Source organism: Micromonospora parva, from assembly GCF_000718515.1.
Taxonomy (GTDB): Bacteria; Actinomycetota; Actinomycetes; order Mycobacteriales; family Micromonosporaceae; genus Micromonospora; species Micromonospora parva.
Window position 1 is genome coordinate 1 of sequence record NZ_JNZS01000014.1, and the last position, 25103, is coordinate 25103.

Sequence of the window (25103 nt, forward strand, 5' to 3'; positions counted from 1 at the left end):
GGCGCGGGGCGCGGGCGCGGGCGCGGGGCGCGGGCGCGGGGCGCGGGCGCGGGCGCGGGGCGCGGGCGCGGGGCGCGGGCGCGGGCGCGGGGCGCGCGAGAACGGACCATGCGAGGCGGACGAGCGGTGCGGGCGGGGGCAGGCGCCCGGGGGCGCTCCGCGTGATCTATCCGGTGCCCACCCACGCCCAGTGCCGCGACCAGGGCAACCCGGTCAGGGGTTCCGGGGCAGCCCGACCCACGCAGGGATCAAGCCTGACCGCCCGGAGTGGGTCGGGCTGCCCCGGAACCCCCACACCGCAACCACCCGCAAGAACCAACCAGACGATCAGTGATCAGCGCTGTTCCAGTCCCGGCCCAGGCCGACCGACACCTCCAGCGGCACCGACAGCGGGTACGCCTCGCCCATCTCCCGCCGGACCAGTGCCTCCAAGGCCTCCCGCTCACCCGGCGCGACCTCGAAGACCAGCTCGTCGTGCACCTGCAGGAGCATCCGTGAGCGCAGCCCGGCCTCGCGGATCGCGGTGTCGACGTGCAGCATCGCCACCTTGATGATGTCGGCGGCGGAGCCCTGGATGGGGGCGTTGAGCGCCATCCGCTCGGCGATGTCACGCCGCTGCCGGTTGTCGCTGACCAGGTCGGGCAGGTAGCGGCGCCGGCCCAGGATGGTGGAGGTGTAGCCGTCCTGGCGGGCCCTGGCGACCACCTGCTGGAGGTAGTCGCGCACCCCGCCGAAGCCGGCGAAGTAGTTCTCCATCAACCCGCGCGCCTCTTCGGTGCTGATGCTGAGCTGTTGGGACAGGCCGAAGGCGCTGAGCCCGTACGCCAGGCCGTAGTTCATGGCCTTGATCTTGCGGCGCTGGTCGGGGGTGACAGCGTCGAGCGGAACCCCGAAGACCGACGAGGCGGTGGCGGCGTGGAAGTCGGCGCCGGAGTTGAACGCGTCGATCAGCGCGTCGTCCGAGCTGAGGTGCGCCATGATGCGCATCTCGATCTGGCTGTAGTCGGCGGTGAGCAGACTCTCGTAGCCCTCCCCCACCACGAAGGCCCGGCGGATGCGGCGGCCCTCCTCGGTGCGGATCGGGATGTTCTGCAGGTTGGGCTCGGTGGAGGAGAGCCGGCCGGTGGCCGCCACTGTCTGGTTGAAGGTGGTGTGGATCCGGCCGTCGTCGGAGACCGACTTGAGCAGACCGTCGACTGTCGACTTGAGCTTGGCCACGTCCCGGTGGCGCAGCAGGTGGGCCAGCACCGGGTGCGGCTGCTGCGCGTAGAGCCACTGCAGGGCGTCGGCGTCGGTGGTGTAACCCGTCTTGATCTTCTTGGTCTTGGGCAGGCCCAGCTCGGTGAAGAGGATCTCCTGCAACTGCTTGGGCGAGCCGAGGTTGAACTCCCGGCCCACCGCCTCGTACGCGCCCTGCGCGGCGGCCTTCACCTCGGCGGCGAAGTGGGCCTCCAGCTCGGAGAGGTAGTCGGTGTCGGCGGCGATGCCGGTGCTCTCCATGGTGGCCAGCACCCGCATCAACGGCAGCTCCACGCCCGCCATGAGCCGGGCGGACTGCTCGCCGTCGCGGGACAGCTCGGCGTCGATCGCGTCGGCCAGGTCGAGAGTGGCACGGGCCTGGAGCATCAGGTTCTGCTCGACGACCCCTTCGTCACCGAGCCCGTCGAGGGTGAGCTGGCCGGACTCCGGGACGTCCACCCGCAGCTCCCGGTGCAGGTAGCGCAGCGCCAGGTCGGTCAGGTCGTAGGACCGCTGGTCGGGCCGGGCCAGGTACGCGGCGATCTGGGTGTCCCGGACGATGCCGGTGAGCTGCCAGCCGTGCGCGGCGCAGGCCAGCACTGCCGGCTTGCTGTCGTGCAGGACCTTGGGGCGCTGCGCGTCGGCCAACCAGCCGGCCAGGGCGGCCTCGTCGGTCGGGTCGAGCTGCGCCGGGTCGATCCAGGCCGCCGCGCCGCCGGCGGTGGCCAGCGCGAGACCGGTGATCGAGGCGGTGTGCCGGCGGTTGGGGCCGGTGTCGAGTTTGACCGCCAACCCGACGGGGGTGCCGGTCGGGACGTGCGTGCTCAGCCACCCGGCCAGCGCGCCGGGCTCGGTGAGCACCTCACCGGCCAGGTCGAAGCCGGACTCGGCCTCCGGCTCGACCGCCTCCAGGTACTGGTAGAGGCGGTCGCGCAGGATGCGGAACTCCAGGGTGTCGAAGACCTGGTGCACCGCCTCGCGGTCCCAACCCGTCCAGCGGGTGTCCTCGGGGAGCAGCGGCAGCTCCAGGTCGGAGACGAGTCGGTTGATCTCGTAGTTGCGGATCACGTCGGCGAGCCGCTCCCGCAGGCTGTCGCCGGCCTTGCCCTTGATCTCGTCGGCCCGGGCGATCACGCCCTCCACCCCGCCGTACGTGGTGATCCACTTGGCGGCGGTCTTCGGGCCGACGCCCGGGATGCCGGGCAGGTTGTCGCTGGTCTCGCCGACCAGCGCGGCGAGATCCCGGTACTGCTGAGGCGGAACGCCGTACTTCGCCTCGATCGCGGCCGGGTCCATCCGGGCCAGGTCGGAGACGCCCTTGCGCGGGTAGAGGACGGTGATCTGGTCGTCGACCAGTTGGAACGCGTCGCGGTCACCGCTGCTGATGAGCACCGACATGCCCTGGTCGCGGGCCTGGCAGGCGAGCGTGGCGATCACGTCGTCGGCCTCGAAGCCCTCCTTCTCGACCACCGGGATCTGCAGCGCGGCCAGGACCTCCTTGACCAGGCTGACCTGGCCCTTGAAGTCGGTCGGGGTCTCGCTGCGGCCGGCCTTGTACTCCGCGTACTTGTCGGTGCGGAAGGACCGGCGGGAGACGTCGAAGGCCACCACGATGTGGGTGGGCTGCTCGTCGCGCAACACGTTGATCAGCATCGAGGTGAAGCCGTACACCGCGTTGGTCGGCTGACCCGTCGTGGTGGAGAAGTTTTCCACGGGCAGGGCGAAGAAGGCCCGGTATGCCATGGAATGTCCGTCGACGAGAAGCAGGCGCGGTGTCGTAGCTGTCACGGCAGCGACTCTAGTCCGTCGCACCGACATCCCCGACCTTCGGCACGGGGTGCCGCAACGACTGCCGACCCGAACGCCGACGGCCGGCCACCCCGCGAGGGGATGACCGGCCGGCGGCTCGGGTGGCTCAGGCCACGCCGAGGTACGCCTCCTTGACCGACGGGTCGTGCAGCAGGTCCTGACCGGACCCCTCCTTCACGATCCGACCGGTCTCCAGCACGTAACCGCGGTGTGCCCGCGACAGCGCCTGCTGGGCGTTCTGCTCCACCAGCAGGATCGTGGTGCCCTGCTGGTTGATCTCGGTGATGATGTCGAAGATCTGCCGGATCACCAGCGGGGCCAGCCCCATCGACGGCTCGTCGAGCAGCAGCAGCTTCGGTCGGCTCATCAGCGCCCGGCCGACAGCGAGCATCTGCTGCTCACCGCCGGAGAGGGTGCCACCGGCCTGCTTGCGGCGCTCGGCCAGCCGCGGGAAGAGGGTCAGCACCCGGTCCAGGTCGGCGGCGATGCCGGCGGAGTCCCGCCGGGTGTACGCCCCCATGTCCAGGTTCTCCATGACCGTCATACCCGGGAAGATCTGCCGTCCCTCCGGCGACTGGCACAGCCCCCGGACCACCCGCAGGTCGGCCCGGAGCTTGCTGATGTCCTCGCCGTTGAACGTGATCTTCCCGGCGGCCAGCGACCGGGTTCCTGAGATGGCCCGCATGGTGGTGGTCTTGCCGGCGCCGTTCGCGCCGATCAGGGCCACCACCTCACCCTCGTTCACGGTGAGGCTGATCCCGTGCAGCGCCTCGATCCGACCGTACGCGACGGCGACGTTCTCCAGCTCAAGCAGCGTCATCGGCGGGCTCCCCCAGGTACGCGGCGATCACCTTCGGATCGCGGCTGACCTCCGCGGGCGCACCCTCGGCGATCTTGCGGCCGAACTCCAGCACCACGATCCGGTCGGTGACACCCATGACCAGCCGCATGTCGTGCTCGATGAGCAGCACGGTCAGGCCCATGTCCCGGATCTTGCGGATCAGGGTGAGGAGTTCCTCCTTCTCCGCCGGGTTGAAGCCGGCGGCCGGCTCGTCCAGGCAGATCAGCTTCGGCTCGGTGGCGAGCGCGCGGGCGATCTCCAACCGACGCTGGTAGCCGTACGGCAGGTTGCGCGCCTCGTCGTTGGCCCGGTCGGCGATGCCGACGAACCGCAGCAACTCCAGCGCCTTGGCCTCGGCCGCCCGCTCCTCCAGGATGTGCCGGGACAACCCGAACGTCTTGGCGAACGTGCGACGCGTCTCCTGCCACGTCCGCTGGATGCCCGCCTCGGCGGTCACCTGCGGCAACTCGTGCGGCTTCGGCTTCTTCCGGGGCACCCGGAAGAGCGCTCCGGGCACGCTGGTCTTGTGCCGGGAGTCGGTGCCGACCATGACGTTCTCCAGTGCCGTCATCTCCGGGAAGAGACGGATGTTCTGGAACGTACGGGAGATGCCCAACTGGCTGATCTGATGCGGCTTGCGGCCGGTCACCTTCTGGCCGCGGAACCGGACCGCACCGGAGGTCGGCTTGTAGACCCCGGTCATCACGTTGAAGCTGGTGGTCTTGCCGGCGCCGTTCGGCCCGATGAGGCCGAGGATCTCGCCCTCGTAGATCTGGAAATTGATCTTGTCAAGGGCGACCACACCACCGAAGCGCAGCGTGACGTCGTCGACTTCGAGCAGTACCGACCGGGGCCCCGGCTGGGCCGGGATCTTCGGCGCGGACGTGCTGGTGGTCTGGTCAGACATGAGCGGGCGCCTCCTCTGCCTCCGCCGCGCGATCCTTCAACTCGCGGGCTCGCCGCCGGCTCGGGATCAGACCCTGCGGACGCAGGATCATCACCAGCACCATGGCCAGACCGAAGACCAGCCACCGGTAGTCGGCGAAGTCCCGGAACCGTTCCGGCAGGTACGCCAGCAGCACCGCGCCGAGCGAGACACCGAGCATGTTGCCGGAACCGCCGACCACGACCATCGCGACGAAGAGGATCGAGAGGTTCGCGTTGAACTGGGTCGGGTCGATGAACGCGTTACGGCTGCCGAAGAGGAAACCGGACAGGCCACCGAGCGCCGCGCCCATCGCGAACGCCCACAGCTTGAACTTGAACGGGTACACGCCCATCACGGCGGCGGCGTCCTCGTCCTCGCGGACCGCGAGCCAGGCGCGACCGACCCGGCTGTGCTCCAGCCGACGAACCAGGATCACCATCAGCAGGACGAAGGTGATCGCCAGCCAGTACCAGGGCTTCGCGTCGATCAGACCGAAGACCTTGTTGTCCGCCGACGGCGGACCCTCCGGACCCGGAATTGCCGAGATACCGACCGGACCGTTGGTGACCCCGGTGGCGTTGCGGGCCACGATGCGGATGATCTCACCGAAGCCGAGCGTGACGATGGCCAGGTAGTCACCGCGCAACCGAAGCGTCGGCCAACCCAGCAGCACACCGGAGATCATCGTCAGCACGATCGCGAGCAGGAGGCAGATCCCCCAGGTCACCGCCCAGGTCGGCGGCAGGTCGAACTCCTGCTGGATCCACTTGACGACCGGCGAGTTCACCGAACCGAACAGCGCCACGCTGTAGGCGCCGATCGCGAAGAATCCGATGTAGCCGAGGTCGAGCAGGCCGGCGAGGCCGACCACCACGTTCAGGCCGATCGCGACCAGGACGTAGATGGCGCAGACGAAGAGCACGCCCGCCCAGTTGTTGCCGCCGGCGATCGAGTCGGTGCGGAGGTTGTTCAGACCGGGGATCATCAGACCACCGGGCAGCTTGCCCAGGTACGGCAGGGTGTAGACGAAGACGAGCAGGGCGGCCACGCCGATGGCCTTTTGCCACTTCGGCAGGGCCCCCCAACGGTCGCCGATCGAGGTCAGGAAACCGACCCGGCGGCGATCTGCGGAGCGAATCTTGTCGATCATGCGCGGGCCCTCCCGAGCGACTCACCCAACAGGCCGGTGGGCCGGAACATCAGCACCACGATCAGCACCACGAAGGCGATGACGTCCTCCCAGTTGGACGCGAAGAGCGTCGCGCCGTAGACCTCGACGATGCCGAGGAAGAGGCCACCGAGCAGCGCACCGCGCAGGTTGCCGATGCCGCCGAGCACCGCGGCGGTGAACGCCTTCAGACCGAGCACGAAGCCGATGCTGTTCTGGGTGAAGCCGAACCGCATGCTCCACAGCAGCGCGGCGGCGCCGGCCATGATGCCACCGAGCACGAAGATCAGCATGATCACGCGCTCCTGGTTGACGCCCATCAGCGCGGCGGTCTCCGGGTTCTGGGCCACCGCACGCACACCCCGGCCGTACCGGGTGCGGTTGATGAACCAGTCCAGCAGCGCCATCATCGCCACGGCCGCGACGAAGACGATCAGCTGGATGTTCGTGATCGCGGTGTTGCCGATGGTGAACAGGGTCTCCTGCTGGATGATCGTCGGCATACCGATGATCTGCCGGGGCCGGCCGAACACATCCGGCAACGCGCCACCGAGCAGCTTCGGCAGCACCTGCCCGAAGAGCTCCACGAAGACCAGTGACAGACCGATCGCGGTGATCAGGAAGATCAGCGGCGGCGCGTTCTTGCGCCGCAGGGGGCGGTACGCGACCCGCTCGAGCGCCAGGGCTGTGCCGCCGGAGGCGACCGCCGCGACGATCAGACCGAGCACCAGGAAGAGGATCGCCTGGCCGATGGGCGGGTTATTTTGCACGCCGAGTTGGTTCCACAGGATCAGCACCGCGAAGGTACCGACCATGAACACTTCGGAGTGCGCGAAGTTGATCAGGCGAAGGACGCCGTAGACGAGGGTGTAGCCAAGGGCGATCAGGGCATAGATGGCGCCCTTGGACAGGCCATCGACCGTGTGCTGGCCGAGATGGCCGATCAGTTCATCGAAATGCACCGGGGGTCTCCTTGAATCGAGTGCGGCCGGGGTGAGACACCCCGGCCGCACTCCATTGCGTGGGGCGTCAGCTGAGCTTGAGCTCCTGCAGCGCCTCGATGGCCTCGCCCTTGATCTGGTAGGCCCAGATGACGACCTTGGTCGGGTCAACGTCACCCTTGGCGTCGAACTTGATGTACTTCGACACACCCTGCTTGTCGTACGACTTCACGAACGCCAGGATGTCCGCCCGGGTCTTCTTGCCAGCCTTGAAGGCGTCCAGGTAGATGGTGGCGCCGTCGAAGCCCTCAGCACCGTAGGAGCCCGGCGGGATGCCGAACTTCTTCTGGTAGTCAGCGGAGAAGGTGCCGCCGGCCTTGTCGGCCGGGAGGCACGGGCAGGTGATGATCGCGCCCTCGGCGCCACCGGAGGCACCCTTCGGGAACGCGGTGTCGTAGAGACCGTCCGGGCCGACGAACTTGGCCTGGACACCGGCGGCACGCATCTGCTTCACCAGCGGAGCGGCCTCACGGGTGTAGCCGCCGTAGAAGACGAAGTCCGCCTGAGCGGCCTTGATCTTGGAAACGGTGGCGTCGAACTGCGTCTGCCGCTCCTGGATCTTGTCCTTGTTGACGACCAGCGGGCCGAGCTGCTTGCCCAGCTCGTCGGTGATGCCGGCGCCGTAGGCGCTGGCGTCGTCGACCATGAAGACCTTCTGCGCGTTCTGGGTCTTCAGGTAGCTCGCCACCGCGCCGGCCTGCGTGCCGTCGTTGCCGACCACGCGGTAGAAGGACGTGTTGCCCTTCTGGGTCAGGTCGGTCCGGGTCGCGGACGGGCTGACCATCGCCAGGCCCGCGGCCTGGTAGATCGGCATCGTCGCGTCCGACTCACCGGAGAAGTGACCACCGATGACACCGAGGAACGAGTTGTCCCCAGCGATCTGGTTCGCGAACGGGGTCGCCACCGCGGGGTCACCCTGGGTGTCGAACTCCTGCATGGTGACCTTGCAGTCCGGGTTCGCCGTGTTGAACTGCTCCACGGCGAGCTTCGCGCCGTTCAGCGACGGGATCACCAGACCCGCGTTGTCACCCGTGAACGCGCCGAAGATCGCGATCTTGCCACCGCAGTCGCCCGACGCGGTCCCACCGTCGCCGCCACCGGAATCCTGGCAACCAGCCGCGACCACCAGGGTCGCGGCGAGCGCTACGGTGCCCAGCGCCCGTACATAGCTTCGCCTCACGGCTTCCTGACCTCCTCGAGATGCGGACGCGGCTGACCCGAAGCGACGGCGACAGCAGCAGACCCGCAATTCCACCCACCCCGCAGGGACGCCCCCTGCGTTACGGCTCGTGATGGCGGAGCGTACCGACACGACATACCGTCCCGGAAGGCCTGAAGGCGGGGTCTGCGAAACCGTTACGAAGACGTGGGCAATCATGTCGATGTCCGTAACAGGTGAATCCGCCGGACGGTCCTTAAAACCACGCCCGGTCGACGTCCAGCAGCGCCCACCCCGCCCGCGCGAACCCGACGAAAAGCCGACTGACCTGCGCAAACGCCCGCTCGGGTCAGCTGCCGGGGTGAACCCTCACCGCACCGGCGGCGATCAGGCGCCCAGGCCGGTCGCCGACCACAGCCCGGCCCGGGTGCCGTCGTCCGCCGCCAACCACCACCGGTCACCCACCGCCATCAGCGTCACGTCCCGGTCAACGCCCGCCGGCACATCGAGGGGCATCGTCGCCTCCCGCCACGAACCACCCCGGTCGGTCGACACCCACACCGAGTGCCGTGCCCCATCCGTCACCGCGGCGAACAGACTGCCGCCGGACGACACCAGCGAGCCCACCCCCGGCACCCCGGCCCCACCCCGCCGCCCGAACGCGCCGCCAGCCACCCAGCCCGACGCCTCCTGCCGCCACGCGCCGAACGTCCCCCCGCGCAGCCCGACCGCCACCGGCACGCCGTCGACCAGCACCACCCGCTGCAACTCCTCGTACTCCGGCCCACCCGGCAGCACCGTGCGCCGCCACGACCGCCCGTCCGGCGACGACCACACCGCCGGGTCACGATCGATCCGGCCAGCCGGCAACAGGCCACCCACCGCCAGCCACCCCGACGACGTCGCCACCGCGTCGAACGCCCAGGTCACCCCCACCGCGTCACTGGCCAGCTCCGGTGCGCCCTCGACCAGCGCGAACTCCGCCGCGGCAGGCGACGCCACCCAGGACGCCGCACCCGCCGACCGGTTACCGACGATCAACCAACCCGGCGGGCCGGCCGTCAGCCGGGACACGTTCACCGCCGTCGGCCCGCCGTACGTCTCGAACGGCGCCTGCACCTCGACCAGAGCGCCGTCGGCCACCTGCCGCCACGTGCTCACCCGCGGGTAACCGTGCGCACCGCCGACCTTCGCGCCGATCAACGCCACCTGCCCGTCCCGGCAGGCCGCCGACAGGAACACGTTCTGCCGGCCGTAGAAGGAATCCGGACGCACCGGCAGCACGCTCCACGTCGTACCGTCCACGCTGGTCCAGGCCGCCGGGCGGGTGCCACCGTCGGCGTCCACGACACCACCGACCACGAACCACCGGCCCGCGCACGACGCCGCGTCCCGCACCAGCGGACGACCCTCGCCACCCGGCGGCGTCGGCAACGTCAGCGGCTGCCAACCCGGCCGCAGCGGCGGCGCCGGGGCCGTCGTCGACCCCGCGCCGCTCGGCGCGGCCGGCCCGTCGCACCCGGCGAGCAGCAGCGCGAAGAGGCCGAACACCGCGATCACCCGTCGGACGGACACCCGTCGATGCTAACCAGCAGAGCCCGCACATGGTGGCCCGGCACGGCCCGGCGTCGCCCGGACCGCTCAGACGGTCGGCTGCTGCGACACCTCGCCACCGGCGGTCTCCGCGAGGATTCGCTCGGCGACCTCTTTCATGGTCATCCGGTGGTCCATGGCCGTGCGCTGGATCCACTTGAACGCCTGCGGCTCGGTCATCCCGTAGGTGGTCATCAGCGCGCCCTTGGCCCGCTCCACCGACTTACGGATCTCCAGGCGGTCGGTCAGGTTCGCGACCTCCGCCTCCAGGGCCGCGACCTCCGAGTAACGCGACAGCGCGATCTCCACCGCCGGGACCAGGTCGCTCTTCTGGAAGGGCTTCACCAGGTACGCCATCGCGCCCGCCGCCCGCGCCCGCTCCACCAGATCACGCTGGCTGAACGCGGTCAGAATGATCACCGGAGCGATCCGGGCGCCGGCGATGCGCTCGGCGGCGGCAAGCCCGTCCATGATCGGCATCTTGATGTCCAGGATGACGAGATCGGGCTTCAGCTCCTCGGCGAGGCGAACGGCTGTCTCACCGTCGCCGGCCTCCCCCACCACCTCGTAACCCTCTTCGACCAGCATCTCGGCGAGGTCCAGCCGGATCAGCGCCTCGTCCTCGGCGATCAGTACGCGCCTGCGCTCGGCATCCGTCGGCGTCTCAGCCACCAGCCCTACCCCCACCATCGATCACTGCACGGCTACCACCCATGCTCCCGCATGAGAGTAGTCGGGTACAGTAGGCGCCACCCGCCGGGATGGTGGAACGGCATACACGGAAGTCTCAAACACTTCTGCCCGAAAGGGCTTGCGGGTTCGAATCCCGCTCCCGGCACTCTTGTCATACGCCTGTTCGACGATGTGGACGTGCATCCACCGCAGATGCGGGCACAGGCCCGCGCGCTCCGCGTTCGCGGACACAGCATTCATTCCGTAGCTCGGAAGCTGTCGTTGCCGTACGCAACCGTCTGGCACTGGTGCGTCGATCGGCCCGAACCGGTGCGGCGCGGCACGGAACTGCGCTGCTTCCGATGTCGGCCGGATGTCGACAATCCGACCGACCCCGGGGCCTACGCCTACCTGCTCGGTCTCTACCTGGGCGACGGCCACCTGGTCACGACGGCGCGTGTTCCGGTGTTACGCATCTACTGTTCCGATGCCTGGCCCGGGCTGATCGAGGCGTGCGACGTGGCCATGCGAGCCGTGTTGGCCTCCAGGGTGCAACGGATCCAGAAGCAGGGTTGCGTGGGCGTGCAGAGTTACGGCCTCCACTGGCCCTGCCTGCTCCCGCAGCACGGTCCCGGCAAGAAGCACGAGCGACCGATCGTCCTCGCCGACTGGCAACGGCCGATCATCGAACAGCACCCCGGCGACTTTCTGAGAGGGCTGTTCCACTCCGACGGCTGCCGGGTCGCCAACCGGGTGACCGTGCGCGGCAAGGCGTACGTCTACCCGCGCTACATGTTCGTCAACGAGTCGGCCGACATCATGGGGCTCTGCCAGTGGGGCCTCGACCTGCTGGGCATCGCCTGGCGGATGAACCGGCGCAACTCGCTGTCGGTGGCCCGGCGCGACGCGGTCGTCACCCTGGACCGCCACGTCGGTCCGAAGTCTTGACCGGTCAGGCGATCGTGTCCAGGGCGTGGGCGAGGTCGGCGCGCAGGTCCTCGGGGTCTTCCAGACCGACCGAGAGGCGCAGCAGGGCGGCGGCGGGTTTGGCGTCGCCCTCGACCGGCCGGTGGGTGAGCGAGGCCGGGTGCTGGATGAGGGTGTCCACGCCGCCGAGCGAGACCGCGTGGGTGATGAGCCGGCAGGCACCGGCGACGGTCGCGGCGGCGGGCGCCCCGCCGCGTATCTCGAAGGCGAGCAGGCTGCCGGGTCCGGCCATCTGCCGGCCGACCAGCGCCGCCGGGTCGTGCACCGAGGGGTGGTGCACCCGGTGTACGGCGGGGTGGTCGGCGAGCCAGCCGGCGAGTTTCTCGGCGGTGGCCTGTTGGGCGCGGACCCGCAACGGCAGGGTCTGCAGGCCACGGTGCAGCAGGTAGCCGCCGAGGGGGTGCAGGATCGCGCCGGTGACCGCGCGGACCTGGCGTAGGCGCACGGCCCAGGTGTCGTCGCAGGCGACGACGCCGGCGAGGACGTCGCCGTGCCCGCCGATGCTCTTGGTGGCGCTGTGCAGGACGAGGGTGGCGCCGTGGCGGGCGGGCTGTTGCAGCACGGGGGTGGCGACGGTGTTGTCCACCAGCAGTGGGATGTCGCCGGCCGCGGCGGCGAGGGCGGCGATGTCGACCAGGTCGAGGGTGGGGTTGGCGGGTGTCTCGACGATGATCAGTGCGGTGTCGGGGCGGATGGCGGCGGCGACCTCGTCGGGGTGGGCCCAGGTGACTGTGGTGCCGAGCAGGCCGGTGGCGAGGATGTGGTCGGTGCCGCCGTAGAGGGGTCGGACGGCGACGACGTGCCGGCGGTCGTCGCGGGCGGCGGCGAGCAGGGTGGCGGTGAGGGCGGCCATTCCGCTGGCGAAGGCGACGGCCTGGGCGGTGCCCTCCAGTTCGGCGAGGGCGCTCTCGAAGCGGGCGACGGTGGGGTTCCAGAGCCGTTGGTAGACGGCGCCACCTTCGGCGGGGAGGGTGCCACCGGTGGCGAGCTGCTCGTAGGCGTTGCCGCCGTCGTCGACCGAGGGCAGTGGGTTGGTGGTGGACAGGTCGATGGGCGGTACGTGCACGCCGAGGGTGCGGAGGTCGTCGCGGCCGGCGTGCACGGCCCGGGTGTCCATCGGTGTCATGGCGGTAGCGTCGAACATCTGATGCTATGACGGCAATAGTTCGGAAAACTATTCTGTGAAAAGCTCTTGTTTCGGCAGAGAATTCGGCAAAGGATGCGGGGATGCCCCCCGAGCCGAATGATGTGCGGCCGTACCCGGCCCTGGACGAGGTGGATCGCGCGATCCTGACCGAGCTGGCGGCGGACGGCCGGCTGCCGAACAACGCGCTCGCCGAGCGGGTGGGGGTGGCGCCGTCGACGTGCCTGACGCGCACCCGGGCGTTGCGCGAGCGCGGTGCGATCCGTGGTTTCCACGCCGAGGTGGATCCGGCGGCGCTCGGCCTGCCGTTGCAGGCGTTGGTGTCGGTGCGGTTGACAGCGCACGAGCGGGCGGCGGTGGACGCGTTCCGGGCCCGGTCGGTGCGGCTGCCCGGGGTGGTGTCGGTGTTCCACGTCGCCGGTGCGGAGGACTACGTGCTGCACGTGCGGGCGGCGTCCGGCGACGCGTTGCGCGACTTCGTCCTGGACCACCTGGCGGTCGACCCGGTGGTGCAGCACACCCAGACCAGTCTCATCTTCGAGCAGGCCCGCGGGATGGGTTGAGCGGCGGGTGCGCTGGCCGACGAAAACCCGGATGTCGGAACAAAGCCGGTCGGTGCCGGGTTGGCTGACCTTGTGATCACCGTACCGTTGTCTGTTCTTGATCTTGCCCCGGTCGCCAAGGGCGCCACCGCTGGCGCGGCCCTGCAGGCCACCACCGAGTTGGCCCGCCGCACCGAGGAGTTGGGCTACCACCGGTTCTGGGTGGCCGAGCACCACAACATGCCGGCGATCGCCAGCTCCGCGCCCGCGGTGCTGCTGGCGCACCTGGCGGCGAACACCTCGACCATCCGGCTGGGCTCGGGTGGGGTGATGTTGCCCAACCACGCGCCGCTGGTGGTGGCCGAGCAGTTCGGCACCCTGGAGGCGCTGCACCCCGGTCGGATCGACCTGGGCATCGGCCGGGCGCCGGGCACCGACCAGATGACCGCGTTGGCGTTGCGGCGCACCATGGAGGGCCTGTCGGCGGAGCACTTCCCCCGGGAGCTTGCGGACCTGATGAACTATTTCAGCGGGGAGAAGCCGGGGCAGATCGTCGCCACCCCGGGTCGCGGTGAGCAGCCGGCCGTGTGGCTGCTGGGTTCCAGCGGTTTCAGCGCCCAGCTCGCCGGCCTGCTCGGCCTGCCGTTCTCCTTCGCGCACCACTTCAGCTCGGCGAACACCCTGCCGGCGTTGGCCCTGTACCGGCAGCACTTCCGGCCGTCGCAGTGGCTGGACAAGCCGTACGCGATGGTGGCGGTCAACGCGGTGTGCGCGGACACCGACGAGCGGGCCGAATGGCTGGCCGGGCCGAGCGCCCTGTCGTTCCTGAAGTTGCGCTCCGGGCGGCCGGAGCCGCTGTCGACGCCCGACGAGGCGGCGGCCTACCCGTACACGGAGATCGAGCGGGAGTTCGTGCTGCAACGCCGCGACGGTCAGGCGATGGGCTCGCCGGAGACGGTACGTCGGCAGCTGACCGAGTTGCAGGAGCGCACCGGCGCGGACGAGCTGATGCTGACCACGCTGGTTTACGACGTGCAGGACCGGGTGCGGTCGTACGAGCTGATCGCCGAGCAGGTGGCGGGTGGTCTGCGCCAGCGGGCGTGAAACACGATCTTCACGTCAGCGTCACCCCGCCGACCCGGACGGTGCCTAATGTTGGTGCCGGTGGTGGTACGGCATTCCCGGTCGGGACGGGTTGGGAATGCCGCGGTGTGGCGCACCGGGCCGGAGCTGAGCGGATTCCGCGGCTGCGGCCCGGTGCCTGCCACCCTAGGCGACCCCGGTCGGGACCGCCAGAGCTCGCATCACCGTAGGTGGATGTCCGGCGTCGGTGGGGTGCCCATTCCGTTGCCGATGAAGAACCGCGGGTGCGGCGGTTGGTTGTAGGCGGTGTTCTGCCACGCGATGGCCACCCGGTACTGCGGGTCGTGCATCAGGGTGTAGATCCGGGTGCTGGTCGGGGTGGGTGTGCTGTAGATGCGCAACGCCCGGCTGTCGGTGGTCCGCCAGATCACCTCCTCGCGCCAGTCGCCCAGGATGTCGCCGGAGAGCGCCGGGGTGGCCTTGGTGCCGTTGTTGGACGCCACCCCGCTGCCGTCGAGCAGCCGGGTCTCGCCGCCGGTGCCGTACTTGTCGATCCTCGTGCCGTCCAGCAGTTCCCGCACCGGGTCACCGTCCCACCAGGCGAGGAAGTTCGCCGAGGACGGCTTGCGGCCGACGTTCTGCCCCCTGGTGTTGGCCAGTCCGGCGACCGCTGACGACCACGACTCCGCGCCAGGACTGCCCGCCCAGATGTCCGCGGAGACACCCCGGCCGTTGTCGCCGGACGCCGGCGTGGACCAGAGGACCTGACCGGTACGGGCGTCGGCGAAGTAGGAACTGGGCTTGCTGCCGTCCTCGTCGACCTTGAACACCTCCAGTCCGGCGCGGCCCGGGTCGAGGTCCCCGACGTGCAGCGCGTCGCCGTGACCGTTGCCGGTGGAGTGCAGCAGCCGGCCGTTGTCGTCGATGGTGGCGGCCCCGTACACGATCTCCTGGCGGCCGTCGGCGTCGACGTCGGCGACGGAGAGTTGGTGGTTGCCCTGACCGGCGGCGGCGCCGTTGCCGGAGGAGTTCGAGTCGAACGTCCAGCGCTTGGTCAGCGTGCCGTTGCGAAAGTCCCAGGCCGCGATCACCGCGCGGGTGTAGTAACCCCGGGCCATGATCAGCGAGGGGCGCTGCCCGTCCAGGTACGCGGTGCCGGCCAGGAACCGGTCCACCCGGTTGCCGTACGAGTCACCCCAGGACGACACGGTGCCGCGCGGCGGGTCGTAGTTCACGGTGGAGGCGATCGCGCCGGTCTGCCCGTGGAACATGGTCAGGTACTCCGGGCCGGACAGCACGTAGCCGCTGGAGTTGCGGTAGTCCGCCGATGACGAGCCGATGAGCTGACCGGTGCCGGAGCGGGTGCCGTCGGCGGTCTTCATGGCCACCTCGGCGCGGCCGTCCCCGTCGTAGTCGTACACCTGGAACTGGGTGTAGTGGGCGCCGGCCCGGATGTTGCGGCCCAGGTCGATGCGCCACAACCGGGTGCCGGTGAGTGTGTACGCGTCGACGTAGACGTTGCCGGTGTAGCCGGACTGGGAGTTGTCCTTGGCGTTCGACGGCTCCCACTTGAGCACGATCTCGTAGCTGCCGTCGCCGTTGAGGTCACCGACGGAGGCGTCGCTGGCGCTGTAGGTGTAGCTCTCCCCGCTCGGGGTGCTGCCCCCGGCCGGGACCTGCAACGGCACGTCCAGGTAGCCCGCGCCGAACTGCAACGCCGGTGCCGACGCCGCCTGCTCGGCGCCGCCCACCACGGCCCGCACCGTGTACGTCGACCCGGCCGCCGCGCCGCTGTCGAGGTAGTTGGTGGCGCCGGTGATCGGGCTGGCGTTGACCCTGGTGGATCCCCGGTAGAGGTTGAACGCCACCCCGGAGGTCTCGGTGCCGAGAAGCCGCCAGGAGACCAGGTTGCCGCCGCCGGAGCGGACGCTTATCAAGCCTCGGTCCAGGTTCTCCATCTGCACCACCCCGGCCGCCGGCGGGGGCGTGGTCGGGGGTGGCGTGGTGGGTGGCGGGGTGGTCGGGGGCGGGGTTGTCGGCTCGCCGGTGGGTGGGGCGCCGGTGCAGGTGGTGCCGTTGAGCGCGAAGCTGCCCGGCACCGGGTTGCTGCCGGTCCAGGAACCGTTGAAACCGAACGAGGTGCTGCCGTTGGTGGCGATGGCGGCGTTGTGGTCGACGTTGCGCGCGGTGACCTGGGCACCGGACTGGGTGACCGTGGCGTTCCACGCCTGGGTGACCTGCTGGCCCGCCGGGTACGACCAGGTGACGGCCCACCCGCTGACCGGGTCACCGAGGTTGGTGACGGTGACGTTGGCGCCGAAGCCGCCCTGCCACTGGTTGGTGATTTGATAGTCGACCCGGCAGCCGACGGCGGCGGCCGAGGCGACGACCGTGCCGAGGGTGCCGGCCACGACGGTGGCCGCCGTGGTGGCGGCGAGCAGGATCAGCCGATGTCTGGACGGGTGCATGCACTGCCTCCGGGGATCCGGTGGTGATCGCTGCGGCACACCGGCCCTGCCCGGGGAAGCACGGTGGACCAACCCCACCGCGACGGCGGCGGACGGCGATCTGATCGGGGGTGAAACGCCCTGGAACTCACGGATCCGACTCACCGCGATCGTAGGGCAAGCGCTTTCCGACACGCAACATCGACGCCTGTCGCTCGCTCTGGATTGAGCTTCCGGTCTTGCCCGGACGATCGATGCCTGGTCAACTCGTGCCGGTGAACCCTCACCACATGGACCCCGCCGAATTCCGTCGCGCCGGGCACGCCGTCGTCGACTGGATCGCCGACTACTGGGCGACAGTGGAGCAACGACCGGTCACACCGACCGCTCCCCCGGGCACCGTGGCCGCCGCCCTGCCCGGCGCCCCGCCCACCACCGGCGGCGAACCGGTCGAGGCGGTCCTCGCCGACCTGGACTCGATCGTCGTACCGGGGCTGACCCACTGGCAGCACCCGAGCTTCTTCGGCTACTTCCCGGCCAACACCTCCGGCCCGAGTGTGCTCGGCGACCTGGTCAGCGCCGGGCTCGGCGTCCAGGGCATGCTCTGGGCCACCAGCCCGGCCTGCACCGAACTGGAGACGGTGATGATGGACTGGCTGGCCCACCTGATGGACCTGCCACAACGGTTCCACTCGACCGGCACCGGCGGTGGGGTCATCCAGGACTCGGCCTCGTCGGCGACGCTGGTGGCCACCCTGGCCGCGCTGCACCGGGCCAGCGACGGCCGGTGGCGTCACGCCGGCATCGACCGGCGCTACCGCGCCTACACCTCCGTGCACGGGCACTCGTCCATCGAGAAGGCCGCACGGCTCGCCGGGCTGGGCGACGACGGCGTCCGGTCGATCGCCGTGGACCCGGACACCCAGGCGATGCTGCCGGGCGCGCTCCGGACCGCGATCGAGGCCGACCTTGCCGCCGGTGACGTACCGGCCATCGTGGTGGCGACCATCGGCACCACCTCCACCACCGCCATCGACCCGCTGCCCGAGATCGGAACCATCTGCGCCGAGTACGGCATCTGGCTGCACGTGGACGCCGCGTACGCGGGCGCCGCCGCCGTCTGCCCCGAGCTGCGGTGGTCGCACGCCGGCCTGGAGTACGCCGACTCCTACTGCTTCGACCCGCACAAGTGGCTGCTCACCGGCTTCGACTGCGACGCGTTCTGGGTGGCCGACCGGGCGGCGCTGATCGAGGCGCTGACCGTACTGCCGGAATTCCTGCGTAACGCGGCCTCCGAGTCCGGTGCGGTGATCGACTACCGGGACTGGCAGGTGCCGCTGGGCCGACGGTTCCGAGCCCTCAAGCTGTGGTTCGTGCTGCGCTGGTACGGCGTCGAGGGGCTGCGGGCGCACATCCGCTCCGGGGTGACGCTGGCCGAGCGGTTCGCCGAGCGGGTCCGCGCCGACGACCGGTTCGAGGTGGCCGCCGCGCACCCGTTCTCACTGGTCTGCTTCCGGCTGCGCGCCGACGACGACACCAACGCGGCGTTGCTGGCCTCGGCGAACGCCACCGGACAGGTGCACCTGACGCACACCCGGGTCGCCGGCCGGTACACGCTGCGGCTGGCGGTCGGCGCACCGCAGACCACGGAGGCGCACATCGACGCGGCCTGGACCCTGCTCTCCAGGACCGCCGACACACTGCCCACCCCCTAACCCCACGCCGCACCGCCGATCCACGCCCCTCCCCCGACCTTGCGCGGTTCTCGACGACGAGCAGCGACCGACCGGGGCGGGGTTCGGGGCGCCCACCCCCGCAAGGTCACGCTCGATCCTGGATGTAGTGGCCACGAAACCCCCGGATGCCACTACATCCAGGATCTTGCGCGATCGTGCGGCGGCGCGGGGGTGGGACGCGGACGGCGGGGGGTCAGCGTGCGGTGGGGGTACCCGTCGCGGCGAGATCGGCCGGGACCTCGTCGGCAGCGGCGGCGCGGGACGTCGCGGCACCAGCGGCAGACTCCCCGGCGGGAGCGGGCGCGGCTTCGGCGTGGGCGTGGCGGGTGCGGCGCAGGGCGCGCACGGCCAGCACCAGGGCGGCCAGCCAGCCGGCGGCCAGGAGCGCGTACACGGCGGGGCGGGCGGGGCCGCCCAGTTCGGCGGAGCGGAGCAGGGTGCGGGCGTTGGTCAGCACGATCACCCCGCCGACCGCAGCGCCGAGCAGTTGGGCGGGCACGATACGCACCAGCCAGGCGGCCAGCGGGGCGGCGATGAGCCCGCCGATGAGCAGCGCGGCGACGGTGGGCAGCAGGAACCCCTCCGAGCCCAACCCGATCAGGAAGCCGATGCTGGCCGCGCCGGCCACGACGAACTCGGCGGTGTCCACCGAGCCGATCACCTTGCGGGGTTCCATCCGGCCGGAGACCAGCAGCGCCGGGGTGGCCACCGGGCCCCACCCGCCGCCGCCGGTCGCGTCGACGAAACCGGCGACCAGGCCCAGGGGGCCGAGGAAACGACCGCGGAGCCGTCCGCCGACCCGGTCGGTGCGCAGCGGGCGGGCGAAGCGGACCAGAAGGTACGCGCCGAGCGTGAAGAGGATGCCGGCCATCCACGGCGCGGCGGCCTCGGTGGAGATCGAGCTGAGCACTGTGGCGCCGGCGAAGGCGCCGATCGCGCCGGGCAGCGCGATGCGGGTCACGACCCGCCAGTCGACGTTGCCGAACCGCCAGTGCGCGACGCCGGCGGCGAGCGTGGTGCCGATCTCGGCCAGGTGCACCGAGGCCGAGGCGGCGGCCGGGGCGACCCCGGCGACCAGCAGCAGCGTGGAGGAGGTCAAGCCGTACGCCATGCCGAGCGAACCATCGATCAGTTGCGCGACGAGCCCGACCAGAGCAAGGACCAACAGCTTGCGCACGAGCACCCCCTGACTTTTCGGCATCTCCTATCGACTTGGTCGACAATGCGGGATGGGGCAGCCAGGGTCAAGCCCCCGATCGGTGGATGGGACGCGCCGGGTCAGCGCCCGGGTGACGCCGATCCGGGTGGTGGGCCGGCGATCAGATCCAGGCGCGCGGGTCGGCGGCCAGCTCGGTGACCCGCGCGGGTAGCGCGCCCGCTGCCACGTCGGCGACGCTCACCAGTTCCAGGATCTCCCGCTCGCTCGCCCGCAGCGCGATCCAGACCTCCTGGAGGGCGCGGGCCGGGCCGTGGTAGCCGAGCTGCTCGGGGCGCTGCCCGCGGACGTGGGCGAGGGGGCCGTCGATCACCCGGATCACCTCGGCGAGGGAGATCTCCTCGGCGGGGCGGGCCAGCCAGTAGCCGCCCTCCGGGCCGCGCTGGGCGTGCACGATGCCGCCCCGGCGCAGCTGCAGCAGGATGCTCTCCAGGAACTTCGGCGGAATCTCCTGGGCACGGGCGATCTGGTCGGCCGTGACCGGTCGGCCGCGCCCGGGACCGCTGGCCGTCGCGGCAAGCTCGGCGGCCGCGCGGAGGGCATAGTCGACCCGGGCGGAGAGGCGCATGCCGGCAAGGTTAGTCCCTGGTCAACCGGGCAGGCGGGCGACCCTCGGCCGATCGGCCACGCATCGATGAAAAGTGCCGCCGCCGGCACCCGACGCGCGCCGCCGGAACTGACCGGTGCGGCCCGTCATGATCCACCGCGCGGTGGCGGCCGAAATGCCGGCCCGGAGCGTCCCTATGCTGGGCGTGAAGACGAATGTCCGGCCCTTTACCCGGCCGCCAGCAACATATTGATAAACACCCGGGTCCGCTCGGGGGGAAGGCAACACGATGACCGATATCGCGACCCGCACCTGGGATGGCATGACCATCCCGGTCGCCGGCACCTATCTTCTCGATCAGGCGCACAAGCGGATCGGTTTCCTGTCCCGGCACATGATGGTCAGCCCGGTACGCGGCGAGTTCGCCGAGGCCACGGCGCAGATCACCGTCGCCGATGACCCGCTGCTCTCCTCGGTGACGGCCACCATCATGTCGGCGAGCATCACCACCGGGAGCGTCGATCGGGACACGCATCTGAAGAGTGCCGATTTCCTCGACGTGGAGCGCTTTCCCACCCTCGAATATCGAAGCACCGGTATCACATGGCAGGGCAACGAGGACCCCATATTCCAGTGGGCGCGCCTGCGCAACCACCGGCTGGGCGGACGAGGCCGGAGTCACATTGTTCCGCCGCAGTCCGACGGTATTCCCGGACGATTCGTCCTCACCGGTGAGCTGACCGTGAAGGGAATCACCCGGGCCGTCGACCTGGAGGTGAATTTCGGCGGCGCTCGTCGTGATCCGTACGGGCAGAACATCTTCGGATTCAGCGCGACGGCGAGCATCAACCGCGAGGACTACGGCCTGCTCTGGAACGTCGTCCTGGAGAGCGGCGGGGTGCTGGTCGGCAAGACGGTGCAGATCGAGATCGCCGGAGAGGCCATCTACCAGGCCTGACCCGCCGCATCCCCGCCAGGAGCCTGGCGGGGATGGGTGGACGCGTCAGGCGCCGACGCGGCGCAGCAGACCCTCCTGGACGGCGCTGGCGATCTGCCGGCCGTCAGTGGTGAACATCCGGCCGGTGGCCAGCCCGCGCGCGCCGGACGCGGACGGGCTCAAACAGTCGTAGAGGAACCACTCGTCGGCCCGGAACGGCCGGTGAAACCACAGCGCGTGGTCCAGGCTCGCGCCGACCAACCCGCCCGGCCCCCACACCTCGCCGTGCGCGGAGAGCACCGAGTCCAGCAGGGTGAGGTCCGAGGCGTAGGTGAGCGCGCAGGCGTGCAGCAGTGGGTCGTCGGGCAGTTTGCCGTCGATGCGCATCCAGACGCGCTGGTGCGGGTCGGCGGGCCGGTCGCCGGGGCGGACCCAGCCGGGCTCACCCACGTAACGCACGTCGATCGGACGCGGGATCTGACCCCAGATGCCCAGCCGCTCCGGGTAGCGGGAGAGCCGGTCGCTCATCGTCGGCACGTCCTGCGGCATCGGGACGTCCAGCGGGGCCGTGACCTGGTGGTCCAGGCCCTCCTCGGCCCGCTGGAACGACGCCGACATGAAGAAGATCGGCTTGTCGTGCTGCAGGGCGACGGCCCGGCGGACCGAGAAGGACCGCCCGTCGCGGATGTTCTCCACCTGGTACTCGATCGGCTCGACCGGGTCGCCGGGGCGGACGAAGTAGCCGTGCAGCGAGTGCACGAACCGCTCCGGGTCGACGGTGCGGCCGGCGGCGACCAGGGCCTGGCCGGCAACCTGGCCGCCGTACACCCGTTGTGGGCCGACCGGGGGGCTCATCCCCCGGAAGGTCATCTCCCCGGTCGGATCGAGGTCCAGCACCTCCAGCAGCTGGTCCACCGCCGCCTGGCCGACCGCGACCCGACCGTCGCTCACTGCAGCGCCCGCGCCGACGCGGCGTCGACCAGCGAGCCGAGCTGGTGTACGCGCAGCGTGTTGGTCGAGCCGGGGGTGCCGGGAGGGCTACCCGCCACGATCACCACGTAGTCGCCGGGGTTGGCCCGGTCGAGGCCGAGCAGCGCCTGGTCGACCTGGCGGAACATGTCGTCGGTGTGCTGCACGAACGGCATCAGGAAGGTCTCCACGCCCCAGGTGAGGGCGAGCTGGTCGCGCACCTCGGGGACCGGCGTGAAGGCCAGCAGCGGCAGGTCGCAGTGCAGCCGGGACAGCCGGCGCACGGTGTCACCGGTCTGCGAGAAGGCGACGAGCGCCTTGGCGTTGATGGCCCGGGCGATCGACGAGGCGGCGACGGTGAGGGCGCCACCGTGGGTACGCGGGTCGTGCTGCAACCGCGGCACCCCGATCGAACCGGCCTCGGTGGTCGTCACGATCTTGGCCATGGTGCTGACGGTGAGCACCGGGTACTTGCCGACGCTGGTCTCGCCGGAGAGCATCACCGCGTCCGCGCCGTCGAGCACCGCGTTGGCGACGTCGGACGCCTCCGCCCGGGTGGGGCGGGAGTTCTCGATCATCGAGTCGAGCATCTGGGTGGCCACGATGACGGGCTTGGCGTTCTCCCGGCACAGCTGCACGGCGCGCTTCTGCACCAGCGGGACCTCGTCCAGCGGCATCTCGACACCGAGGTCACCACGGGCGACCATGACGCCGTCGAAGGCCAGCACGATGGCCTCCAAGTGCTCCACCGCCTCCGGCTTCTCGACCTTGGCCAGCACCGGCCGGAACACGCCCTCCTCGGCCATGATGCCGTGCACGAGCTTGATGTCCTCGGCGGAGCGGACGAAGGAGAGCGCCACCAGGTCGACACCGAGACCCAGGGAGAAGCGCAGGTCCTCGGCGTCCTTCTCCGACATGGCGGGCACGCTGACCGCCACGTTGGGCAGCGACACGCCCTTGTTGTTGGAAACCGGGCCGCCCTCGGTGACGAGGCAGCGGATGTCGTTGCCGGTGACGTCGGTGACCTCGACGGCGACCCGACCGTCGTCGATCAGCAGCCGGTCACCGGGCTTCACCTCCTGCGGCAGCTTGCGGTAGGTGCAGGAGACCCGCTCCTTGGTGCCGATGATGTCGTCGCCGGTGATGACGACCGAGTCACCGGTGCGCCACTCGTGCGGGCCGTCGGCGAACCGACCGAGCCGGATCTTGGGGCCCTGCAGGTCGGCGAGGACGGCGACCGGCTTACCCGCTGCCTCCGACGCCTCCCGGACCAGTCGATAGACCGCCTCGTGGTCGGCGTGGCTGCCGTGACTGAAGTTCAGCCTCGCCACGTTCATGCCGGCCTCGACGAGACCCCGGATGCGCTCCGGGGACGAGGTGGCGGGACCAAGAGTGCAGACGATCTTCGCGCGGCGTGTCACGCCCATCAGGCTAGTCTCTCCTTCAGGTCGGACTCGGGTCCGACCCCTTGCAGGCAGCGGAACATGTGTCCAACGACGCGCGGCGCGCGTCGGGCCGGCGGGCGGAACCGCACCGGGAACGTTGTGGCGACGGGCATCAGCGACCGCGCGCCGGGAATCGTACGCCTCCAGTGGCGTGCGCTGTCGGGGTGCTCCCGGCGGCGGCTCACTCCGGACGCCCTGACGGCGGCAGGCGGCGGCTCACTCCGGGTGCACCGAGGGCGGCAGGGTCGGCACCGCGTGCAGCAGGTCACGGGGGTCGTAGCGGCGCTTGGCGTGGCGCAGCCGCGCCCAGTTCGCGCCGTAGGCGAGCCGGACCCGGTCGGTCTCCTGCGGGGCGAGCAGGTTGGGGTAACCACCGGGCAAGGCCTGCGGGGCGAGCGCCGCCGAGGTCCGCTCGGCCCACTCCTGGTGCGGGCCGGCCGGCTCGCCGGGCGCCCACACCGCGATGATCTCGGCCATCAGGTGGTCGGCACGCAGTCCGAACGCTGTGTCGGCGGGTCGGACCCGGGTGGCCGCGCCGTGGAAGTGGTGCACTGCCAGCGCGGAGAATGGCGAGGTGACCTGCCGGGCCGCGTCGACGAGCGTGTCCACGGTGCTGTCGGTGAGCGCGGGCAGCCATCGGGTCCGCAGCAGGTAGTGGTTGCCGTCGACCATTCCGCCGCCGAACATCCGCAGCGCGTCCGCGTACGGCATCGGGCCGATCTGGTCGACCAGCGGGGTGCCCAGCGCGCGCAGCCGGTCCATCCACGGCAGCCCGGCGTCCAGGTCCGGGCCGCTGTAGAACGGGCAGACGAAGATCACCGGCTCGCCGGCCGGGCCGGGCAGGAAGCCGGCCATCACTGTCAGTTCGTCCGGCGCCTCGGCGACCAGCGCGCCATAGCCGCGCAGGACGGCCGGGGCCTCGGACAGCGCGAACATGATCATGCCGGCCAGCACCCCGCGCAGCCGGTGCGCGCGGAACCGCAGCTCGGTGACGATGCCGAGGTTCCCGCCGCCGCCGCGCAGCGCCCAGTACAGCTCGGCGTCGTGGCGCGGGTCGGCGGTGACCCGGCGGCCGTCGGCGAGAACCACCTGCGCGCCGAGCAGACTGTCCAGGGACAGACCGAACCGACCACACAGCGGGCCGTACCCGCCGGCGAGGGTGAGCCCGGCCATCCCCACGGCGTCGACCACGCCGGTCGGCACCACCAGGTCGTACGGGCGGGCGGCGGCGAGCAGCTCGGCCGCCGTGGCGCCGCCGCCGATGGTCACCGTGGGCGCGTCCGGGTCGACCCGGACGGCGCGCAGCCCGGTCAGGTCGAGCACCAGGGCACCGTCGCGCAGGGCCCGGCCGGCCCAGTCGTGCCCGCCGGAGCGGACCGAGACGGGCAGGTGGCAGCGGGCGGCGACGCGGATCGCCTCGGCCACCTCGTCGGCCTCCTGGCAGTGGGCGACCAGCGCGGGCGTCCGCGCCACCGCACCGTTCCAGAGTTGGGTGGTGGCGGCGTAACCGGGATCGCCCGGCTCGTGCAGCCGGTCGCCGAGCAGGGCACGTAGTCGGGCGGCGGCGGATGCGACATCACCGGTGGCGGCGGAGGTCATGGCGACTCCTCGACCGGGGCCGACCCACGACACCGGGTACG

General features: G+C 70.8%; 20 protein-coding genes and 1 tRNA gene. 6 read left to right on the forward strand and 15 right to left on the reverse strand.

Annotated elements, in window-relative coordinates:
* Window positions 1-327: 327 nt before the first annotated feature.
* From polA to IF22_RS0120385, 8 genes are all read right to left on the reverse strand, one after another.
* Complete coding sequence (gene polA / locus IF22_RS0120350) at window positions 328-3027, reverse strand: DNA polymerase I (protein WP_030334334.1); 2700 nt, start codon at window positions 3025-3027, stop codon at window positions 328-330.
* A gap of 127 nt (window positions 3028-3154) precedes the next feature.
* Window positions 3155-3868 carry an ABC transporter ATP-binding protein gene (locus IF22_RS0120355; RefSeq protein WP_030334337.1) on the reverse strand — a complete coding sequence of 238 codons (714 nt, stop codon included), beginning with the start codon at window positions 3866-3868 and terminating at the stop codon, window positions 3155-3157.
* Complete coding sequence (locus tag IF22_RS0120360; protein WP_036411954.1) at window positions 3855-4796, reverse strand: ABC transporter ATP-binding protein; 942 nt, start codon at window positions 4794-4796, stop codon at window positions 3855-3857. Before IF22_RS0120360 ends, IF22_RS0120355 begins: the two co-directional genes overlap by 14 nt.
* Complete coding sequence (locus IF22_RS0120365) at window positions 4789-5967, reverse strand: branched-chain amino acid ABC transporter permease (protein ID WP_030334340.1); 1179 nt, start codon at window positions 5965-5967, stop codon at window positions 4789-4791. The genes IF22_RS0120360 and IF22_RS0120365 overlap by 8 nt, the downstream gene beginning before the upstream one ends.
* Window positions 5964-6947: a branched-chain amino acid ABC transporter permease gene (locus IF22_RS0120370; protein ID WP_030334342.1), complete on the reverse strand. Its 984-nt coding sequence runs from the start codon at window positions 6945-6947 to the stop codon at window positions 5964-5966. Before IF22_RS0120370 ends, IF22_RS0120365 begins: the two co-directional genes overlap by 4 nt.
* A 67-nt stretch (window positions 6948-7014) precedes the next feature.
* Entirely contained in the window at window positions 7015-8166 is a 1152-nt protein-coding gene (locus IF22_RS0120375) for a branched-chain amino acid ABC transporter substrate-binding protein (protein WP_030334344.1), read from the reverse strand.
* A 366-nt stretch (window positions 8167-8532) separates the two neighbouring features.
* Window positions 8533-9720 (reverse strand): hypothetical protein, encoded by a 1188-nt coding sequence (locus tag IF22_RS0120380; RefSeq protein WP_051708660.1) that lies wholly within the window; start codon window positions 9718-9720, stop codon window positions 8533-8535.
* 66 nt (window positions 9721-9786) lie between these two features.
* A complete protein-coding gene (locus IF22_RS0120385; protein WP_030334352.1) occupies window positions 9787-10410 on the reverse strand; it encodes an ANTAR domain-containing response regulator in 624 nt (207 codons plus the stop codon).
* A gap of 83 nt (window positions 10411-10493) precedes the next feature.
* Here IF22_RS0120385 and IF22_RS0120390 point away from each other — a divergent pair.
* Both IF22_RS0120390 and IF22_RS0120395 read left to right on the forward strand, forming a co-directional pair.
* Window positions 10494-10576: transfer RNA gene (locus tag IF22_RS0120390), tRNA-Leu, on the forward strand.
* Between the two features lie 116 nt (window positions 10577-10692).
* Window positions 10693-11358 carry a transcriptional regulator gene (locus tag IF22_RS0120395; RefSeq protein ID WP_245233683.1) on the forward strand — a complete coding sequence of 222 codons (666 nt, stop codon included), beginning with the start codon at window positions 10693-10695 and terminating at the stop codon, window positions 11356-11358.
* Between the two features lie 4 nt (window positions 11359-11362).
* Here IF22_RS0120395 and IF22_RS0120400 read toward each other — a convergent pair whose 3' ends face one another.
* A complete protein-coding gene (locus tag IF22_RS0120400; RefSeq protein WP_030334354.1) occupies window positions 11363-12541 on the reverse strand; it encodes a trans-sulfuration enzyme family protein in 1179 nt (392 codons plus the stop codon).
* 83 nt (window positions 12542-12624) lie between these two features.
* Between IF22_RS0120400 and IF22_RS0120405 the strand changes: the two genes are divergently transcribed.
* Window positions 12625-13104 (forward strand): Lrp/AsnC family transcriptional regulator, encoded by a 480-nt coding sequence (locus IF22_RS0120405; RefSeq protein ID WP_030334356.1) that lies wholly within the window; start codon window positions 12625-12627, stop codon window positions 13102-13104.
* Between the two features lie 60 nt (window positions 13105-13164).
* On the forward strand, window positions 13165-14187 hold the full coding sequence (locus IF22_RS0120410; RefSeq protein WP_036411957.1) for an LLM class flavin-dependent oxidoreductase: 1023 nt from the start codon (window positions 13165-13167) through the stop codon (window positions 14185-14187).
* 200 nt (window positions 14188-14387) lie between these two features.
* Here the strand turns inward: IF22_RS0120410 and IF22_RS0120415 are convergent, their stop codons facing one another.
* The gene (locus tag IF22_RS0120415) at window positions 14388-16634 is read right to left on the reverse strand and encodes a rhamnogalacturonan lyase family protein (protein ID WP_030334359.1); all 2247 of its coding nucleotides are present in this window, start codon (window positions 16632-16634) and stop codon (window positions 14388-14390) included.
* A gap of 269 nt (window positions 16635-16903) precedes the next feature.
* On the opposite strand from IF22_RS0120415, the gene IF22_RS0120420 reads away from it, so the two are divergent.
* Window positions 16904-18328, forward strand: coding sequence for a pyridoxal-dependent decarboxylase (locus tag IF22_RS0120420; RefSeq protein ID WP_030334360.1), 1425 nt, complete (start codon window positions 16904-16906; stop codon window positions 18326-18328).
* Between the two features lie 214 nt (window positions 18329-18542).
* Here IF22_RS0120420 and IF22_RS0120425 read toward each other — a convergent pair whose 3' ends face one another.
* A complete protein-coding gene (locus IF22_RS0120425; protein WP_030334361.1) occupies window positions 18543-19526 on the reverse strand; it encodes a sulfite exporter TauE/SafE family protein in 984 nt (327 codons plus the stop codon).
* Between the two features lie 142 nt (window positions 19527-19668).
* Window positions 19669-20133, reverse strand: coding sequence for an RrF2 family transcriptional regulator (locus IF22_RS0120430; protein ID WP_030334362.1), 465 nt, complete (start codon window positions 20131-20133; stop codon window positions 19669-19671).
* 268 nt (window positions 20134-20401) lie between these two features.
* Between IF22_RS0120430 and IF22_RS0120435 the strand changes: the two genes are divergently transcribed.
* The gene (locus IF22_RS0120435) at window positions 20402-21070 is read left to right on the forward strand and encodes a YceI family protein (RefSeq protein ID WP_030334363.1); all 669 of its coding nucleotides are present in this window, start codon (window positions 20402-20404) and stop codon (window positions 21068-21070) included.
* A gap of 45 nt (window positions 21071-21115) precedes the next feature.
* Here the strand turns inward: IF22_RS0120435 and IF22_RS0120440 are convergent, their stop codons facing one another.
* The 3 genes from IF22_RS0120440 to IF22_RS0120450 all read right to left on the reverse strand — a co-directional run bounded on the left by IF22_RS0120440 (window position 21116) and on the right by IF22_RS0120450 (window position 25062).
* Entirely contained in the window at window positions 21116-22000 is an 885-nt protein-coding gene (locus IF22_RS0120440) for an acyl-CoA thioesterase (protein ID WP_030334365.1), read from the reverse strand.
* Window positions 21997-23445, reverse strand: a complete 1449-nt coding sequence (pyk, locus tag IF22_RS0120445) for a pyruvate kinase (RefSeq protein ID WP_030334367.1) — start codon at window positions 23443-23445, stop codon at window positions 21997-21999. The genes IF22_RS0120440 and pyk overlap by 4 nt, the downstream gene beginning before the upstream one ends.
* Window positions 23446-23679: 234 nt before the next feature.
* Window positions 23680-25062 carry an FAD-binding oxidoreductase gene (locus tag IF22_RS0120450; protein WP_036411973.1) on the reverse strand — a complete coding sequence of 461 codons (1383 nt, stop codon included), beginning with the start codon at window positions 25060-25062 and terminating at the stop codon, window positions 23680-23682.
* Window positions 25063-25103 lie beyond the last annotated feature (41 nt).